The organism is Hymenobacter persicinus, assembly GCF_004167665.1.
Classification (GTDB): domain Bacteria; phylum Bacteroidota; class Bacteroidia; order Cytophagales; family Hymenobacteraceae; genus Hymenobacter; species Hymenobacter persicinus.
The window spans coordinates 69,651-87,104 of sequence record NZ_SEWE01000017.1; the positions used below are offsets into that span (position 1 = coordinate 69,651).

A 17,454-nucleotide genomic window follows, 5' to 3' on the forward strand; every position below is an offset into this window, starting at 1 on the left:
ATTACCTTCTAATGCTGAGGCGGGTGGCAGCGCCGCTATCCAACGTTCAAACTCATCACTTCACCATTTCACCGCATGGGACAGGTTGCACTCGAGGGCATGGAGTTTTTTGCCTACCACGGCTACTACGACGAAGAGCAGAAAATCGGCAACCGGTACAGCGTCGACCTGTACGTGAAGGCCGACCTACAGGCTGCCGGAGTATCGGACGAGCTGCAGTCGACGGTGAACTATGTGGTGCTGTACGGCATTGTGGCCGAGGAAATGCGGGTGCCGGCCCGATTGCTGGAGCATGTTGGCCACCGCATCCTCGACCGGATCCTGGCCGAACTGCCGGCCGTGCGCGCGGCCCGCGTGCGGGTGTCGAAGTTTAATCCGCCCTTCGGCGGCCTCTGCTACCGCTCGGCTATTACGTTGAAAGCCAAGCGCAAGCTGCAACGGTAGGCGAAGGTCTATGTCTTTGCAAAGCCAGTCCCGTGGGGCTGGCTTGCGAGCTTTAGGAAATTTATACGAAAATATTCGTAACCAACGCTTGCATCTACGACGGCTTTCGTATATGTTTGACATACGAAATGTGTCGTACTGAAAAAGAGCCGAGAATATGAGTAAGTCCCCCATCCCCAAGCCCACCGAATCGGAGCTGGAAATCCTGCAGGTACTCTGGCAGCAGGGGCCCACCACCGTGCGGGCCGTCAATGATGAGCTCAGCCGCAAGCGCGACGTGGGCTACACTACCACCCTGAAGCTGCTCCAGCTCATGCTCGATAAGGGCCTCGTGCTGCGCGACGACGACAGCCGCACCCACGTGTACCGGGCGGCCGTGCGGCAGGAGGAAACCCAAAGCCTGCTGCTCGACCGGTTTGTGGAAGCCACCTTCGGCGGCTCGGCCATGAAGCTGGTGATGCAGGCGCTGGGCAACCGGCGCACGTCGAAGGAGGAGCTGGCGCAGATTCGCAGCCTGCTCAATGATATGGAAGATCAGAAAGAAGGCACCGATAAAGCAACTCCCGATGAACTGGCTTGAGAATGCACTTTCCCCCGCCTTGGTGCGGGCCCTGGGTTGGACCATCGTGCACTCCCTGTGGCAGGGCGCGGTAGTGGGGCTGGCCCTGGTGGGGCTGCTGCTGGTGCTGCGCCGCCACTCGGCCCAGGTTCGCTACAACGTGGCTTGCGTGGCGCTGGCCACCATGCTGGGCCTAGCGCTGGTGACGTTTGTGCGCCACTACGCCATTGCCCTGCAGACTCCGACGGCCGCAACCGCTGCCCCAGCGTTGTCCGCCGCCGGTCTGGCGGCCCCGGCTACTTCCCCGGACGTAGTGCTGACGGCTCCCGAAACCGGGCCGGCCGTCCTGACCGGCGGCCTCGACGCCTGGCTGCACTACTTCGACCAGAACCTGCCCCTGATTGTGGCCGCCTGGCTGCTGGGGTTGCTGGCCATGACGCTCCGCATGCTGGGCGGGCTGGCCTACATCCAGCGCCTGCGCCACTACCGGGTGCAACCGCTGGCCGCGCACTGGAATGAGCGGCTGGAAGTGCTGGCGGCCAAGGCTGGTCTTAACCGTACCATTACTCTGCTCGAATCGGCGCTGGTGAAGGCGCCCCTGGTGGCGGGCCACCTCAAGCCCGTGATTCTGCTGCCCCTGGGCACGGTGCTGGGCCTCACGCAAAGCCAACTGGAAGCCATTCTGGCCCACGAGCTGGCCCACATTGCCCGCCGCGACTACCTGGTAAACATCCTGCAGTCGGTGGCTGAAATCCTGTTTTTCTACCATCCCGCGGCCTGGTTTATCACGGCCTGCCTGCGTACGGAGCGCGAGAACTGCTGCGACGACGAGGCCACGGCCATCTGCGGCGATCCGCTGACGCTGGCCCGGGCCCTGGCCGCGCTGGCCGAAATGGGCCAGGACGTGACTCCGGTACCCCAGCTGGCCTTGTCGGCCGTGGGTCCTGATGGCTCACTGCTGGGCCGCATCCGCCGGCTGGTGCAGCGCCGGGCTGCTCCCACGTTCTCGGAAGGCGTGATGGCTGCGCTGGTGGTGATGGGCGGCCTAGTGCTGCTGGGCCTCACGGCGGCCGTGTCGATGGCTAGCCCCCGGCCCTGGGCCGACAAAGCCAAAGAGCTGGCCGGGCTGATAACTCCCGTGGACAACGCCCTGTGGCTGCACCGCCTGGAGGTTGCGCATCAGGATACGCTGCCCCCAACGCCGGCCCTGACCGCCGGCGGCCAGGACGACGACGACAAAGACAAGAAAAAGCGCAAGTACAAAGACAAGGACGGCAACAAGCGCGTCGTGATTGTGAACGGGGAACCCGACGCTGGCTACGGCCGCGGCGACGGCACCGTGGTGGTGAAGCGCGACAAGAAGGGCCGGGCCACCGAAATCATCGTCGATGGCCGCCGGATTGACTTGCAGGAAGACAACAAGAAAGCCAAGGGCGGCAGTACCGAAGTTATCCAGTTGGCTCCCCAAGACCGCGCCGACAGCCGCCGCCGCACCTGGTCGAGCGACGACTTTGCCTTCAACTTCAACGACGACTCCCGCAACTTCGGCATGTCGGAAAAGGACCGCCGGGAGCTGGAGCGCTCCTTGCAGAAAATGAAGCTGGATTTGCGCCTGAACCTGGACGAAGCCCAGAATTCAGCCAACCGGGCCGCGGCCAAAACCTACGTGTACCGCGACGGCAACCGCACCGAGATTCGCAACGGCAAAACCATCCGCATCATCGATACCGAAAAGATTGAGTCGGATGCTATGCGCACGGCCGAGCAGTCGATTCGGGAGGCTTTGCGGACCGAGAAAAACCCCGAAGCCCGCGAGAAGCTTCAGCAGGAGCTCGACCGGCTGCAGCAGCGCCGCGAGGAGCAGCGTCAGGAGCTGGAAGAACGCCGCCAAGATCTGGAGGAGAGCCGCCGCGAGCGGGAAGAAGAGCGCCGCAGCCGCGAAGAGGAGCGCCGCGACCGGGAGGATGAACGCCGGGAGCGGGAAGAGGAGCGCCGCCGCGACAACGAGGAAACCCAGGCGGCTCTGGTGCGCGAGCTGCGCGCCGACGGCCTGATTTCGGACTCCGACAACTACCAGTTTTCGGTGAACACCCAGGACCTGGTCGTGAACGGCAAAAAGCAGTCGGCCGCCCTGCGCGACAAGTACCTGAAGCTCATCGAGGCCGAAACCGGCCGCAAGCTCACGGCCGGCAACACCTACGGCATTACCCGCAACACCAATTCCACGACCATCGACGACGACGGGCCCACCCCGCCCCGGGCGCCGCAGGCCCCGCGGGCTCCCCGGGCCCTGACGGCCCCCACGCCGCCGCGGCCCCCCAAAGCCCCGCTGGCCCCGCGCAAGCCCACCATCAACAACACCGTCATCGGCGACCAGCTGCGCAAGGACGGTCTGATTGGCAAGGACGACAAATCCTATCAGCTGCAACTGAACCAATCGGGCATGCGGGTGAACGGGCAGAAGCAATCCGATGCTGTGGCGAAAAAGTATCGGGAGCTGCTCAACCACGGCGACGACAAGAATTTCAATCTGAATATTTCTGTATCGGAATAGTGGTGTTGGTGCTAAAAAGGCGGTTTGCGGTGAGCAGGCCGCCCTTTTTTTGCCCAATCCGTCCGGCCTGAGCAACCCTTTTCGCGTTGCCGCCATCTGTTAGCCCGCTGCCCTCATTCTCTCTCTCCCTGATTTTATGCGCTTACGAGTCCTCTTGTTGTGTTGGTTTGGACTAGTTGCCACCCTGGCCCGGGCGCAGGACGTACCCGCCGCCCCGGCCCCTACCGGCGCGGCCACGGCGGCGCCCAAGCGGCAGTTGCCGGCCGTGCGCATCACCGAGGTTATCAAGCTCGACGGGCAGCTCGACGAGGCCGCCTGGCAGCAGGCCACGCCGGCCACCGACTTCATTCAGAACCGGCCCAACCCCGGCCCCCACGAAAAGCACCCGACCGAGGTGCGCATCCTCTACGATGACGCGGCCATCTACGTCGGGGCGGTGATGCACGACGTGAGCCCCGATTCGATTCTGCGGGAGCTGACCCCGCGCGACGGGTTCGGCAACACCGACTTTATCGGCGTCTTCTTCGATACCTACCACGACCAGATCAACGGCTACGGCTTTTTCGTGACTACCGGCGGCGTGCAGATGGACTGCCGCTATTCCCCGGCCGGGGGCGAGGACTTCAACTGGAACGCCGTCTGGGACTCGCGCACGGCCGTGCGGGGCACCGACTGGGTGGCCGAAATGCGGATTCCGTACTCGGCTATTCGCTTCAGCTCGGCCGAAGCCCAGCTCTGGGGCATCAACTTCATGCGTCAGCGCAAGCGCGACAACCAGGCTTTCTTCTGGAACGAGGTCAAGCCCCAGGTGGATGGCTTCGTGAACCAGTGGGGTGAGCTGCGCGGGGTGACGGGCATTAAGTCGCCGCTGCGGCTTTCGCTGACGCCCTACGTGTCGGCCTACGTGAACCATTATCCCTTCAAGCAGCAGGGCATCCGCAACACCAGCACCAGCTTCAACGGCGGGGCCGACATCAAGTACGGCATCAACGAAAGCTTCACCCTCGACGCGACGCTCGTGCCCGACTTCGGCCAGACCCTGAGCGACAACCAGGTGCTGAACCTGTCGCCGTTTGAAGTGCAGTACAATGAAAACCGCGCGTTTTTCACCGAGGGCACCGAGCTGTTCAACAAGGGCAACCTATTCTACTCCCGCCGGGTGGGGGCCACGCCCATCGGTTTCGGCGACGTGAAGGGCCAGCTGCGCAAAAGCCGGCGCCTCGACGACGGCGGCCGGGTACCGGGCGAAGTCGTGGTGACGAACCCGGGCGTGACCCGCCTGCTCAACGCCACCAAAGTATCGGGGCGCACCAGCAAGGGCCTGGGCGTGGGCGTGTTCAACGCCCTGAGCAACGACGTGTACGCCACCGTGCGCGACTCCGTGGATGGGTCGGAGCGGCAGGTACTGACCCAGCCCTTCAGCAACTACAACATCGTGGTGCTCGACCAGAGCCTGAAAAACAACTCCTACGTGTCGCTCATCAACACCAACGTGACGCGCTGGGGCAGCACCTACGACGCCAACGTGACCGGCGGGCTGTTTCGGTTTGCCAACAAAAAGAACTCCTACGCCGTGGACGGGCGCCTGATTTATTCGCGCCGCCGCGGCACGGTCTTCAACTCCGCCGACGCCATTGACGACCAAAACGGCTACAAGTACCAGGTGAGCGTGGGCAAAATCAGCGGCAACTTCACCTGGAACGTGGGGCAGGGCATCGAGTCGGACACCTACAACCCGAACGACTTGGGCATTCTGTTCGGCAACAACAACATCAGCCAGTACGCCAACTTCAACTACAACAAATACAAGCCCTTCTGGAAGGTCAACAACCTCTACACCTGGTGGAGCATCAACCACTCGCTGCTCTACCGGCCCACGCGCTACCAGAACATGAATTTTGCCGGCGGCGCCAACACGACCTTCACCAAGAGCTTTCTGACCACGGGCTTCAACTTTGACGTGAACCCGGTCAACCACGACTTCTACGAGCCGCGCACCTACCCGCTGGGCGAGTACTACGTGCGCGTGCCGGCCAACGTGAACGTCGGCGGCTTTGTCTCGTCGGATTACCGCAAGAAATTCGCCCTCGACCTGAACGGCGGCGTCCGCGCCTACGCCCAGGACGACCGGTTTGACCGGCCCCGGCGGCTGGGCATCGGGGCCACCATTTCCCCGCGCTACCGGGTCAACAACAAGCTCAACTTCCGCTACAGCCTCGACTGGAGCCGGAGCCGCAACCAGATTGGCTTTGTCAACGGCGGGCTCAGCAATGATGAGCCCCTGGATAAGGTTTTCGAGGGGCAGCGGCCGCTGGGCCGGCGCCGCGTGACGACCATCACCAACACCGTGTCGGCGGCCTACACGTTCACTAACCGCATGTCCTTGACGGTACGCACCCGCCACTACACCAGCACCGTGCAGTACAACGAGTTTATCGGGCTGGCCCCGGGCGGCAAGGAAACCACGGTGGCCTATCAGCGCAACCGCGACAACACGTTCAATGCCTTCAACGTGGATGCGGCCTTCTCGTGGTGGTTTGCGCCGGGCTCCCAGGTCAGTATTGTCTGGAAAAATGCCAACGCCACGTCCCTCGACGCCAACGCGGCCACGCCCCTGTATTTCGACAACCTGAGCAATACCATCAACACCCCGCACAACAACTCGGTGTCGGTGAAAGTCCTCTACTACCTCGACTACCTGGCCCTGCGGCCCCGGCGGGCATCGTAAGTTCGAGGCAGAATAGCTAACTAGCCGGACCAGTCCCACCGGGGCGGGTCCGGCTTTTTTACCCCTTATTCTTACCCTATGCTTTCCCGCGCTTCCCGTTTTTGCGCCGCCGGCCTCGGCCTGCTGCTGGCGCTGCCCCTGGCCGCCGCCGCCCAAACCACCGCCCCACTCGACAGCCTGCGCGCCCAGAGCCAGCGCGCGGCCAAGGCCAAGCGCTACGCCGAGGGCGCCGCGCTGTCGGTGCAGCTCAGCCGGGCCGAGAAGTTCCAGTCGGCCAAGAGCGGCGCGCTCTACAACGCGGCCTGCTACTACGCCCTGGCCGGGCAGCCCCAGGCGGCGGTGCAGGCTTTCGATAAGGCTCAGCAGCTGGGCTGGAACCAGGCCAGCTGGGCCCGCCAGGACACCGACCTGAACTCGCTGCGGCAGCTGCCCGCTTTCCAGGTGGTGCTGGCCCGCATGCAGCGCATCGAAGACCGGCAGCGCGACCCGCGCAACGCCCAGCTCGTCACGACCGACATCACCAACTTCTGGCGGGCCTACGACCTGGCGGCCAAGGACCCGGCCCACCGGGAGCAGATTTACCAGCGCGAATACTTCGACAAGGGCACCGTGGGCCTGCAGGACTACTACGCCCTGAAGATTCAGGACACCAAGAAGTTTGTGGCCAACCTCGACGCCAAGCCCGAGTTTTACCGCGCCATCCGCCCCAACACCCTGCAGATTGCCTCCCTGACCAAGCAAATCCGCGGGGGCTTTATCCGGCTCAAGGAGCTCTACCCGGCCGCGCGCTTTCCCAACGTGTACTTCGTTATCGGGCGCTTCACCTCGGCCGGCACGGCTTCCGGCAACGGCATGCTCATCGGGGCCGACCAGATGAGTGCCTCGCCCAGCACGCCCCGCGGGGAGCTCAACCTGTGGGCCCGCAACAACCTGGGCAACCTTCAGGACTTGCCGGCCGTGGTGGCCCACGAGCACATTCACGCCCTGCAAAAGCCCACCACCGACCTGACTTTGCTGCGCGGGGCCATCAACGAGGGCATGGCTGACTTTCTGGCCGAGCTGACCAGCGGGCAGAACCCCAACCGCCGCCTGCAAACCTACGGCCTGGGGCACGAGAAGCAGATCTGGGCCGACTTCAGCCGGGAAATGACCGGCACCAACTGGGACAACTGGATTGCCAACGGCCGCCAGGAAACTGCCGACAAGCCCGCCGACCTGGGCTATTTTGTCGGCTACCAGATCTGTAGGGCCTATTACAACGAGGTGGCCGATAAAAAGCAGGCCGTCTACGACATGCTGAACCTGGCCGACTACCCCGGCTTTCTGAAGCGCAGCCGCTACGCCGAAAAGCTGGCCGCCCGCTAACCCATTTTCCCGAGTTCTATGCTCACTCACCTGGGCCTGATCAGCCTGCTGGTTCCCGACTACGACGAAGCCCTGGCCTACTACGTGGGCGTGCTCGGCTTCGTACTGCGCGAAGACACCGACCTGGGCCAGGGCAAGCGTTGGGTCCGAATTGCACCCTCGGCAGCGGCCGAAACCAGCCTGCTGCTGGCCCGCGCCGCCACGCCCGCTCAGGTGCAGCAGATGGGGCAGCAGGGTGGGGGGCGGGTCTGGCTGTTTCTGCACTCCGACGACTTTGCGGCCGACTACGCCCGCCTGCGGGCCCGGGGCGTGGCGTTTCTGGAGGAGCCCCGCCAGGAAAGCTACGCCGCCGTTGTGGTGTTTCGCGACCCGTACGGCAACAAGTGGGACCTGCTGGGCCCGCCCGCGGAGCTAACCTGAAAAAGCGCGTCAGCCAGCCGGAAAGAATGCTTCCGGCTGGCTGACGCGCTTTCAAAGAGTGCAGCAACTACTTTTTGGGGCGCAGCATCAGGTAGTCGAGGTAGTAGAGCACCTTCACCGACACCGAGTTGTTGTGCGGGGTGTTGATGGTGGCGTTGAAGTTGTCGAAGTACTGGGGCGTGGCCTGCTCGGCCAGCAGGGACGTGGCGCTGGCGTTTTTCCAGACGATGCTGATCTGGGAGCCCGGCGCAAACCACCACGAATACACCGCATCCACGTTGAAGGCGTTGTAAGTGTTGTCGCGGTTGCGGGCGTAGTCGGCCGGCGTCTCTTTGCCGCCCGGGGCCAGGGTCACGAAGTCGGCGTACTGCACGGTGCTGGTGTAGTGGCGGGTGCGCACCGTCAAGGACATACGGTTGGTGAACGTGTAGGCCGCCGACACCACGTTCGAAACCGTGGCCACGTTGCGGCGGCCCAGCAGCACCTGTCCCAGCCAGGGCTGATCCAGGGGCTCGTCGTTTTTCAGGCCACCGTTGACAAAGCCAATCTGATTCGTGGCCCGGCTCCAGTCGAGCGAGTAGCGCAGGGTGAAGTGGTCGTTGAAGCGGTAGCGGGGGTAGAAGCCAAAGCTGTAGAGGGCGCGGCGGGGACGGCTCAGGTGCTCATCCAGGGCGTAGGTGCGGTTGCCGGCATTCATGCCCAGGGCAAATTTCTTGCGGGTGTCGGAGTTGAAAAACACCACCAGACGGGTGCTGCCCGGCACGCGCACGTAGTACTCGCCCAGCGGATAGGTGCGCGGCTCGTAGAAGTCGTTGCTGGCCTGGTCCACGTTCATATCGAAGCCGATCTGCAGAAAGCTCTTGGTGAACGTGGTGTTGCCGCCGAGGTAAAAGCCCAGGTTCTGGTAGCGCGTGGGCCGGTAAAGCAAACTGTGGTTGACCTCGCTGAACAACGACAGGTTGTTGACCTTCCAGAAGGGCTTGTATTTGCGGTAGTTCAGGTAGGCGCCCTGGCTGATGTTGTTGTTGCCGAACAGAATGCCCAAGTCGTTCGGGTTGTAAGTGTCCGACTCGATGCCCTGGTTCACGCCCCAGGTCAGGTTGCCGCTGACTTTGCCCACGCCCACCTGGTACTTGTAGCCGTCCTGGTCACTGACTTTCTCCGACGAGTTGAACTGGGTGCCGCGGCGGCGCGAGTACACCAGGCGGCCGTCCACGGCGTAGGTGTTGGTTTTGTCGTTGAAGCTGAACAGTCCGCCGGTTACGTTGGCGTCGTAGGTGCTGCCGGCCCGGGTCACGTTGGTGTTGATGAGCGACACGTAGGAGTTGTGGGGCAGGCTCTGGTCGAGTACGGCAATGCTGTAGTTGCTCAGCGGCTGGGTCAGCACCTGCCGCTCGTGTCCGTCCAGGGTGTCGCGCAGGGTGGCGTACACGTCGTTGCTGACGGCGTTGAACAGGCCGATGCCCAGGCCCTGCTTGGTCCGTCCCGACACCTTGGTGGCGTTGAGCAGGCGGGTTTCGGCGGGGTTGCGGCGGATTTTCTCGTGAGCACCCGCCTTCAGGCCGTAGAAGCCGATGGGCGTGGCCCCCACCCGGCGGGAGTAGAACAGGTTGCCCTTGTTGAACAGCTCGGTGCCCTCGGTGAAAAACGCGCGGTTCTCGTTGAACTGCACCTCAAACGGCGAGAGGTTCAGCACCTGGTTGTCGCTCTGCACCTGGCCGAAGTCGGGCACGAGCGTCGCGTCGAGGGTGAAGCTTTCGTTGATGCCCCACTTGATGTCGGCCCCGCCGTTGAAGCTGGTGCTAGTGCGGCGGGTGCCCTCGGCGTTGAGGGGGTTGTGGTTGACGTAGCTGCTCACGTAGGGCGTCAGGGACAGGCGCAGCGGGGGCTGCACGTCGCGCACCCCGCGCAGCTCGCCCCACTGGTTCACGAAGCCATTGACGGCGGGCTTGACCTCGTTCCAGAAAAACTGGGCGTTGTCGCGCTTGCGCTGCCGGGCGAAGTTGAGCCCCCAGAGCTGCTCGGGCGCCTTGCTGAAGCGGATAGCCGAGTACGGAATCCGCATTTCGGCCACCCACTCGGTGCCGCGCTGGCTGGTGCGGGCATCCCAGACGGCGTTCCAGTTGAAGTCTTCACCGCCCGCCGGGGAGTAGCGCGCGTCGAGCTGCACGCCGCTGGTGGTCACGGTGAAGTTGTAGCCGTTGAGCTGGTCGTGGTAGGTGTCCAGGAACACCGAGAAGATGTCGGTGTTGCCAAACTGGTCCCGGGCCGTCATTTCCCGCAGAATGGAGTCGGGGCTCACGTCGTGCATCACGGCCCCGATGTAGAGGTTGGCGTCGTCGTAGAGCACGCGCACCTCGGTCTGGTTTTTCTCCGGCACGCCGGGGTTAGGACGCTGCTGCACGAAATCGGATGCCACGGGGGCCTGCTGCCAGACGGCCTCGTCGAGCAGGCCGTCGAGCTTGATGGCCTCGGTGATGCGCACGGCCTGGAGCTGCCGCTTCGGCGCGGCCGTGGCAGAAGTCGTAGGGGCAGTGGCCGGAGTCTGGGCCGCGGCGCGGAATGGGCTCCAGCTCAGCAGCAGGAGCAGCGGAAAAAGGGAACGCCGAATAAAGGTGGGAAGCATACTGCGTGCGTTTTAGCGAGGTGGGAGCCGGCGCCGCGGCCCGAACCGGCCGGGCATGGCGGGGGCGGGCAGCCGCAGAAGCGGCGCAAAAAAGCGGGGAGCCGGAAAAAAAGGTGGGGCTGTTGCAGCAGCCCCGGCCGGGAGCGGGAAAAGACAGTCGGGCTTTTCCCGGGGCCGGACCAGCCGCGCGGGCCGCTGGTCCGGACTAGAAGAAGGCTGTTATTTGGCCTTGCGGATGTAGATGTTGCCGTTCAGGGTTTTCATCATCACCTCGGCGCCGCCCCCGTTGATTTTGCCGTAGGTCCAGTTGTCCACGTTCACCCGGTAGGTGCCGTCCTTGGCCGTGCGGGTCACTTTCGGGGCCCCGCCGTCCACGGTCAGGTCGAAATCGGAGTAGATGTCGCCGTGCTCCGACTTGAGCTTGACGGCCGTTTTGGCCTTGGCCGGGAAGGTCACGTCAATCTTACCGTTGACGCTGGAAAAGGCCATGGGCGCATTCGGCGTCACGTCAGTGAAGCGGGCCACCACGCTGCCGTTCACGGTGTTCAGCACGGCTGAGCCCGCCACGTCGGTGAGCTGAATCGAGCCGTTCACGTTCGAGACTTCCAGCTCCCCGCTCACGTTGTCGACGGTGATGTTGCCGTCGTTGACCGTCCCGATCTGTAGGGAAAACTGCCGGGGCACCTTGATGGTGAAGTCGACGGGCTGGGGGCCGGGCTGGGAGCGGACGTACACGTGGTTGGCCTTTTCCTGGGCCGTCACGTCGAGGCCATTGACCTTGGAAATGCGCCGCATCCCGTTGCTGGTTTCGTTCGAGTCGCCGCCCCGGTCGCGGCCGGCGTGGCCGTTCACGTCGATGACGACTTCCTTGCCGCCGTAGCCTTCCACCCGGATGGAGCCACCGACGAGCTTCAGGTGCAGGGTGCCGGGCTTGCCGGGCGAGCTGAGGGCCACTACGAGCTGCTGGTCCTTGTTTTGGGCCGCCAGGGGGCTGCCCCCGGCCAGGGTGCTCAGGGCCAGGAGAGCGAAGAAAATGAGCTTGTTCATTTGGTTTGCTGCTTGATGGTGACGTCGCCGTTCAGGGTTTCGAAGCGGAAATCAGGGCCGCCTTTGCCCAGCCGCACGGCCGTCTCTTTGCTGAGTTTATACTTGGTGCCCTGGCCGTCGCGCTGCTGGTTCTGGGTCACGCGGGCCGGCAGCACTTCGGTTTTGGGAAAGTCCGTGTAAAGCTCCCCGTGCATGCTTTTGAAGTACACGTCGGCCGATACGCTGGTCGGGTAGCTCACGGTGATGTTGCCGTTGATGGTTTTGTAGGACGAGGCCTGGCTCGGGGCCGCCGCGTAGCTCACGCTCACGTCGCCGTTGATGGTGTGGGCCTGGGTGGCTTCCCGCACGTTGCGCAGGGTCACGTCGCCATTGATGTTGCGGGCCTGGAGCGGCCCGCTCACGTCCTGCACCAGCACCTGCCCCCCGTTCACGGTCGAGACGATGACGCGCATCGAGGCTGGCACTTTTACCACGAAATCGAACTGGTAGCGGTAGTCGATGTCACCGCTGTTGTAGCTGTTGTTGCGGCGGGGGCGCGAGTCCTGGGGACCCTGCTGATACACGACCACGCTGTCGTTGCGCTGAATAAAGCCGAGCTGGGCTTCCTTTTTACCCAGGGCCAGCTGCTCGGCGTTGTCGGCGCGGATGGTTTTGGTGGCTTCTACCACCACGGTCTTGCCGTTGTAGCCTTCCACCGTTATCGAGCCGAAGATGTTGTACAGCGCCAGGGTGCTGCGGCCGGCCTCACCGGTGAGGGCAAACTCGCGCTTGATCTGCTCTTTGTCTTCGCGGTCCTGGGCTTGCAGCGAGAGGCTAGGCAGCCACAGTAGGAGCCAGATCAGACCGAATATCGGGGTGAGTTTCATGGGATGTCGGGGGCGTTGAAGGGTGGGGAGCCTGGTCGTTCGACAAGGTCTCAATGCTTTGTTCGATTTTGCTTTTCACCTGCTGGTTCAGGTTTTCCTGCTGGAGCAGCTTGCGCAGGGGCCGCACCGAGCGGCGGTCCTGGAGCTGCACCATCAGGTCGGCCAGCGCCGACTGCACCAACGGCGAGTCCTGCTGGGTCAACGACTTGATCAGTCCCTGGCGCACCATGGGCTCCTCCGTCAGGCTGCTGAGCACTTCCAAGGCGGCTAGGCGCACGTTCACGTTGGGGTCCTGGTTGAGCGTGCTTAGCAGCGCGGCCAGCACCCGCTCGTTGGTGGGGGCCACTTCCTCGGCGTTGCTCACGGCCTTCAGCCGCTGCACGGCCGAAGGGTTGGCCAGCTGCTCCAGCAAGTGCACCTGCTGCACGGCGGCGGGGTTAGAAGCCGGCTGGGAAGCAGCAGCCAGCGGCGGCGAATCAGGCCCGACCGTTTCCGGCCGTCCTTTCAGGCCGTAGCCCACCACGAGGCCCACCACCAGCAAGGCCACGCTGTAGGCCAGGCGCAGGGCGTAAGCCGGCTGCCACCACTCGCGCAGCCGCTCCAGCAAGCCGGCCACCGACCAACGATGCTTCTGGACTTCAGCGGCCTGAAACTCGGCCAGCATGGAGTAGAAGCGGGGTCGCAGCTGCTCACTGGGCTCGGGCGTGGGCACCGTGCCCAGCGCGTCCCAGAGTTGGCGGACGGCCGTTAGTTCCTGCTGGCAGGCGGGGCACTGGGCCAGGTGGGCTTCCACGGCCCGCTGGTCTGCGGCCGACAAGTCGCCGGCCAGCCAGCCCAGCAGCTCGGGCTGCACGCTTTCACAGTTCCTGTTTGCTTCCATTTTCGAGTTTCAAGTAGATGTTCTTCAGCTGGCCCAGCGCCCGGTGCGCGCGCACCTTCACGGCCCCAACTGTGGTGTCGAGCAGCTGCGCTATCTGCTCGTATTTAAGCTCCTGGAAGCGGCTTAACACCAATACTTCCCGTTGCTCGGCGCTGAGCTGGCCCAGCGCCTGGTGCAGCAGCTCCACATCCTGGGCCTGCTGCAGGCCGGCATCGGCGGTGGGGCCGCCGGCCAGTTTTTCGGCCCAGTCCGCAATGTCCTGGTGGTGGGCCGAGGGTTTGTTTTTCTTCGCGGCGTCGGCTAGCACGTTGCGCGCGAGGTGGTACATCCAGGTCCGAAACTCGCCCTCCCCGGTGAAGGTGTGGCGATACTTCAGCATGCGGTAGAATACGTTCTGCACCAGGTCCTCACTGGTGGCCGGGTGGCCGTTGGAATGGTAGAAAAAGCCGTACAGCGGCCGGTGGTACCGTTCGAACAGCAGGGCCATCTTCTCGACCTGACCAGCCTTCACCTGCAGCATGAGCGAATTGTCGGTAAGCGTGTTCAAGCGGCCGGGGATGAGGAGGTGGGAGCGTATTCGGCGGTGGAAACTGCGCCTTTTTGGGAAGGTTACAGCCGGCGGCGAAAAATATTTCGCCGCCGGGTTTCGAGCCCACGAAAGGGTCAGTAGGGACGCATATTTGCGTCTTAATCGTTGTAGAGAGTTTCGCTGAGCAGTCCTGCTCGTTCCGGCAGGAGACGCAAGGTTGCGTCTCTACATCTGCCTTACTGGAAAACTACAACCCCAGCAGTTCCTCGGCTGCGCCGAAGGCCGACTTGGTGCCGGCTTTCACCTGTTGCTCTAAGGCGGCCAGGTGCCGGGCTACCTCCGGGCGGGCGTAGAAGCGGGCTTCCAACGCCTGGCGGATGGTTTCGTGGAGCCAGTGCAGGTTTTGCTCCTGGCGGCGGCGCTGAAAGTAGCCACTCTGCTGGGTCTGGGCCCGGTACTGCTCCACCACCTGCCACACCTCGGCCACGCCCTGGCCCGTCACGGCCGAGCTAACCGTCACCAGCGGGTTCCAGCCGCTGGGCGCCAGCGGAAACAGGTGCAGGGCGTTCTGGTACTCGCGGCGGGCCAGCTTGGCGGCCCGCTCGTTGCCGCCGTCGGCCTTGGTGATGGTCACCGCGTCGGCCATTTCCATGATGCCTTTTTTGATGCCCTGGAGCTCGTCGCCGGCCCCGGCCAGCATCAGCAGCAGAAAGAAGTCGACCATGCCGTGCACGGCAGTTTCGCTCTGGCCCACGCCCACGGTTTCCACGAAAATCACGTCGAAGCCGGCCGCCTCGCACAGCAGCATGGCCTCGCGGGTGCTGCGCGTGACCCCGCCCAGGCTGCGGCCGGCCGGGGAAGGGCGGATGTAGGCCGCGGGGTGGGCCGCCAGCAGGTTCATGCGGGTTTTGTCGCCCAGGATGCTGCCCCCGCTGCGCTGGGAGCTCGGGTCCACGGCCAGCACGGCCAGCTGCTTGCCCTGCTCGTTCACCAAATGCAGCCCCAGTGCCTCAATAAACGTGCTTTTGCCCACGCCCGGCACGCCCGTGATGCCTACCCGCACCGAGCGGCCCGCCCGGGGCAGCACCGCGTCGAGCACCTGCTGGGCCAGCTCCTGGTCGGTGGGCAGGGTGCTTTCGACCAGGGTAATGGCCTGGCTCAGGCGCACGCGGTTGCCGCTGAGGATGCCGTCGGCGTAGTCGGAAACGGAAAAGCGGCGGGCCATCGGCGGGGAAGCGGGAATAATCGGCGAAAATCTGCCGGCCGGCAGAATATTGGAGGTGCAAACTACCCCATAATAGTACATTTGAAAAACTGTCGTCTATTTCCGGCCGCCCCTGATTCTACCGCTACCCGCCATGCCCGCCATTCTGAAACGCTCCCTGCTTGCCGCCTTGCTCGCCATGCCCAGCCTGGGCTGGGCCCAGAATGAGCTGAGCAACTTCACCGCCACCGGCCGCGGCGGCGTCGCCACCACCTTCGCCACCGACTACCAGGCCATCGGCATCAACCCCGGCAACCTGGGCCGGGTGGGCGGGGCCAAGTTTGCCTTCACCATCGGCGAATTCGGGGCGGGCATCGGCTCCCAGTCGCTCACGCGCACTCAGCTCAAGAAGTTTGTGTACCAGACCAACGACCAGCTCAGCAGCGCCGACAAGCTCGAGCTGGCCCGACAGTTCACCTCCGACGACGCGCTGAACGTAAACGTGGACGCCACCACGCTGGGGCTGGCCGTGGCCGTGCCCGGCATCGGTAGTATCGCCGTCAGCAACCGCCAGCGGATTGCCAGCCACGTGGGGCTCAATAAAAATGCCGCCGAAATAGCCTTTCTGGGCAAGGATGCGCCCATTTTTCAGAACTACAACATCCAGACCTCGCCCCTGATTTCGGAGGCCCTGGCCGGCACGCAGGTGCAGATGGCCTGGCTCAACGAGTTTAACGTGGCCGTGGGCACCCGCCTGATTGATTTGCCGCTGGTGCAGCTCTCGGCCGGGGCCGGCTACCGCTACATTCAGGGCGTGGGCATCGTGGACGTGCGCGTGAGTGAGGGCAAGGTGGAAGCCTACGGCTCGATGTCGCCGCTGTTCAAGATTGACTACGGCAGCCTGGTCAACAACCCCTCGTTCAACCTGCGCCAGCGCGCCAACGGCCTGCAGCCCGTGGGCACCGGCCACGGCTTCGACCTGGGCCTGGCCCTGGAGGCCGGCAAAAAAGTGCGTTTGGGCCTGGCCGTGACGGACATCGGCCACATGACCTGGGAAGGCAACCTGGTGACGGCCAACGACCAGAAGCTGAAGCGTCTGCGCTCCACCGGCATCGGCAGCTACGACTTTTTCAAGGAAGCTGCCCAGATCTTCTCCGCCGGCTCCGACAGCCTCTTCAGCTACCAGCCCAGCGCCCAGCGCAAGGCCGACTTGCCCACCAAGCTCCGCGCCGGGGCCGGGCTGCGCATCAGCGAGTACTTCGAAACCGGCCTCGACGTGACCTTGCCCCTGAACAAGGTGGCCGGCAACATTTCCGCGCCCTTCGTGGGCCTGGGCGTCGATTTCAAGCCCGTGCGCTGGGTGCGGCTGAGCAGTGGCGTATCGGCCGGAGCGGGCTACAGCGTGAGCGTGCCCCTGGGTGTTACGTTCACCTCGGGCTTCTACGAGGCCGGTATCAGTACCCGCGACGTGGTCGGCCTGCTCACGGCCGAAAACCCGTACCTGTCGGCGGCGGCGGGCTTTCTGCGGTTTAAATTCGGGACGGTACAGTAGCCGCCCTACCGCTGCGGAGTAGTTGTCGGACGAGCCGGCGCCGGGCGTTTAACCGCCGGCGCTTTGCTCGTCCGCACTGTTTTCGGAGCGGCCGGCTTACGCACGACTTTCGAGGCAGCCGGAGCTTTCTTGCCGCTGGCTTTCCGTACCGGGGCCTTTTTCACGGGCGCTTTTTTCACCGGGGCTTTCACGGCGCCTTTAGCGGGCTCGGCGCCGTATTTCTTCTGGGCCGAGCTGGGGCCGTTGCTCACGAACAGGTCGAATTCCACGCGGCGGTTGCGGCTGCGGCCGGCCTCGGTGGCGTTGGTGGCAATGGGGTGCAGGGCTCCGTACCCGCGCAGCTCCACGCGGCCGGCCGTCACGCCCTTATCGAGCAGATACGTGCGGGCGGCGGCGGCCCGCTCCCGGGAAAGCGACAAGTTGAAAGCGGCCGGACCCTGGCTGTCGGTGTGGCCCACGATGCTCAGGGAGTAGTCGGGGTATTGCGCTAGCAGGGGCACCAGCGCGTCGAGGGTGGGGTAGGAAGCAGGCAGCAGGATGGCGCTGTTGCGGGCAAACTGGATGGCGCGGGTGGCATCACGCAGGCTCTGCCGGGCCGCCACGCTGATTTCCGGGCAGCCCCCGTTGCGGGCCGGGCCAGCCGTGGCGGGGCAGCGGTCCTGGGTGTCGGGCACGCCGTC

Annotated in this window: 14 protein-coding genes; 7 read left to right on the forward strand and 7 right to left on the reverse strand. The window is 64.2% G+C overall.

Features of this window, described 5'->3' with window-relative positions; all coding sequences use genetic code 11:
- Positions 1-75 precede the first annotated feature (75 nt).
- The 6 genes from folB (at position 76) to EWM57_RS10160 (ending at position 8,070) form a co-directional block, all read left to right on the forward strand.
- A complete protein-coding gene (gene folB / locus EWM57_RS10135) occupies positions 76-444 on the forward strand; it encodes a dihydroneopterin aldolase (protein ID WP_129921030.1) in 369 nt (122 codons plus the stop codon).
- Positions 445-601: 157 nt separating this feature from the next.
- Positions 602-1,024 (forward strand): BlaI/MecI/CopY family transcriptional regulator, encoded by a 423-nt coding sequence (locus tag EWM57_RS10140; RefSeq protein ID WP_129921031.1) that lies wholly within the window; start codon positions 602-604, stop codon positions 1,022-1,024.
- A complete protein-coding gene (locus EWM57_RS10145) occupies positions 1,011-3,557 on the forward strand; it encodes a M56 family metallopeptidase (RefSeq protein ID WP_165370475.1) in 2,547 nt (848 codons plus the stop codon). The genes EWM57_RS10140 and EWM57_RS10145 overlap by 14 nt, the downstream gene beginning before the upstream one ends.
- A gap of 136 nt (positions 3,558-3,693) precedes the next feature.
- On the forward strand, positions 3,694-6,285 hold the full coding sequence (locus EWM57_RS10150) for a DUF5916 domain-containing protein (protein ID WP_129921033.1): 2,592 nt from the start codon (positions 3,694-3,696) through the stop codon (positions 6,283-6,285).
- A 78-nt stretch (positions 6,286-6,363) separates the two neighbouring features.
- On the forward strand, positions 6,364-7,650 hold the full coding sequence (locus EWM57_RS10155) for a TPR end-of-group domain-containing protein (RefSeq protein ID WP_129921034.1): 1,287 nt from the start codon (positions 6,364-6,366) through the stop codon (positions 7,648-7,650).
- An 18-nt stretch (positions 7,651-7,668) separates the two neighbouring features.
- Positions 7,669-8,070, forward strand: a complete 402-nt coding sequence (locus EWM57_RS10160; RefSeq protein ID WP_129921035.1) for a VOC family protein — start codon at positions 7,669-7,671, stop codon at positions 8,068-8,070.
- Between the two features lie 67 nt (positions 8,071-8,137).
- Here the strand turns inward: EWM57_RS10160 and EWM57_RS10165 are convergent, their stop codons facing one another.
- The 6 genes from EWM57_RS10165 to meaB form a co-directional block, all read right to left on the reverse strand.
- Entirely contained in the window at positions 8,138-10,696 is a 2,559-nt protein-coding gene (locus EWM57_RS10165) for a DUF5916 domain-containing protein (RefSeq protein ID WP_129921036.1), read from the reverse strand.
- 219 nt (positions 10,697-10,915) lie between these two features.
- On the reverse strand, positions 10,916-11,743 hold the full coding sequence (locus EWM57_RS10170) for a DUF4097 family beta strand repeat-containing protein (protein ID WP_129921037.1): 828 nt from the start codon (positions 11,741-11,743) through the stop codon (positions 10,916-10,918).
- Entirely contained in the window at positions 11,740-12,609 is an 870-nt protein-coding gene (locus EWM57_RS10175; RefSeq protein WP_129921038.1) for a DUF4097 family beta strand repeat-containing protein, read from the reverse strand. Before EWM57_RS10175 ends, EWM57_RS10170 begins: the two co-directional genes overlap by 4 nt.
- On the reverse strand, positions 12,557-13,489 hold the full coding sequence (locus EWM57_RS10180; protein ID WP_129921039.1) for a zf-HC2 domain-containing protein: 933 nt from the start codon (positions 13,487-13,489) through the stop codon (positions 12,557-12,559). Before EWM57_RS10180 ends, EWM57_RS10175 begins: the two co-directional genes overlap by 53 nt.
- Positions 13,467-14,036, reverse strand: coding sequence for an RNA polymerase sigma factor (locus tag EWM57_RS10185; protein WP_317128172.1), 570 nt, complete (start codon positions 14,034-14,036; stop codon positions 13,467-13,469). Before EWM57_RS10185 ends, EWM57_RS10180 begins: the two co-directional genes overlap by 23 nt.
- Positions 14,037-14,265: 229 nt before the next feature.
- On the reverse strand, positions 14,266-15,243 hold the full coding sequence (gene meaB, locus EWM57_RS10190) for a methylmalonyl Co-A mutase-associated GTPase MeaB (RefSeq protein WP_129921040.1): 978 nt from the start codon (positions 15,241-15,243) through the stop codon (positions 14,266-14,268).
- Positions 15,244-15,376: 133 nt separating this feature from the next.
- Between meaB and EWM57_RS10195 the strand changes: the two genes are divergently transcribed.
- A complete protein-coding gene (locus tag EWM57_RS10195; RefSeq protein ID WP_129921041.1) occupies positions 15,377-16,774 on the forward strand; it encodes a DUF5723 family protein in 1,398 nt (465 codons plus the stop codon).
- Between the two features lie 5 nt (positions 16,775-16,779).
- Here the strand turns inward: EWM57_RS10195 and EWM57_RS10200 are convergent.
- Positions 16,780-17,454 (reverse strand): OmpA family protein (locus EWM57_RS10200; RefSeq protein ID WP_165370476.1); only part of this gene is annotated, 675 nt, incomplete at its 5' end.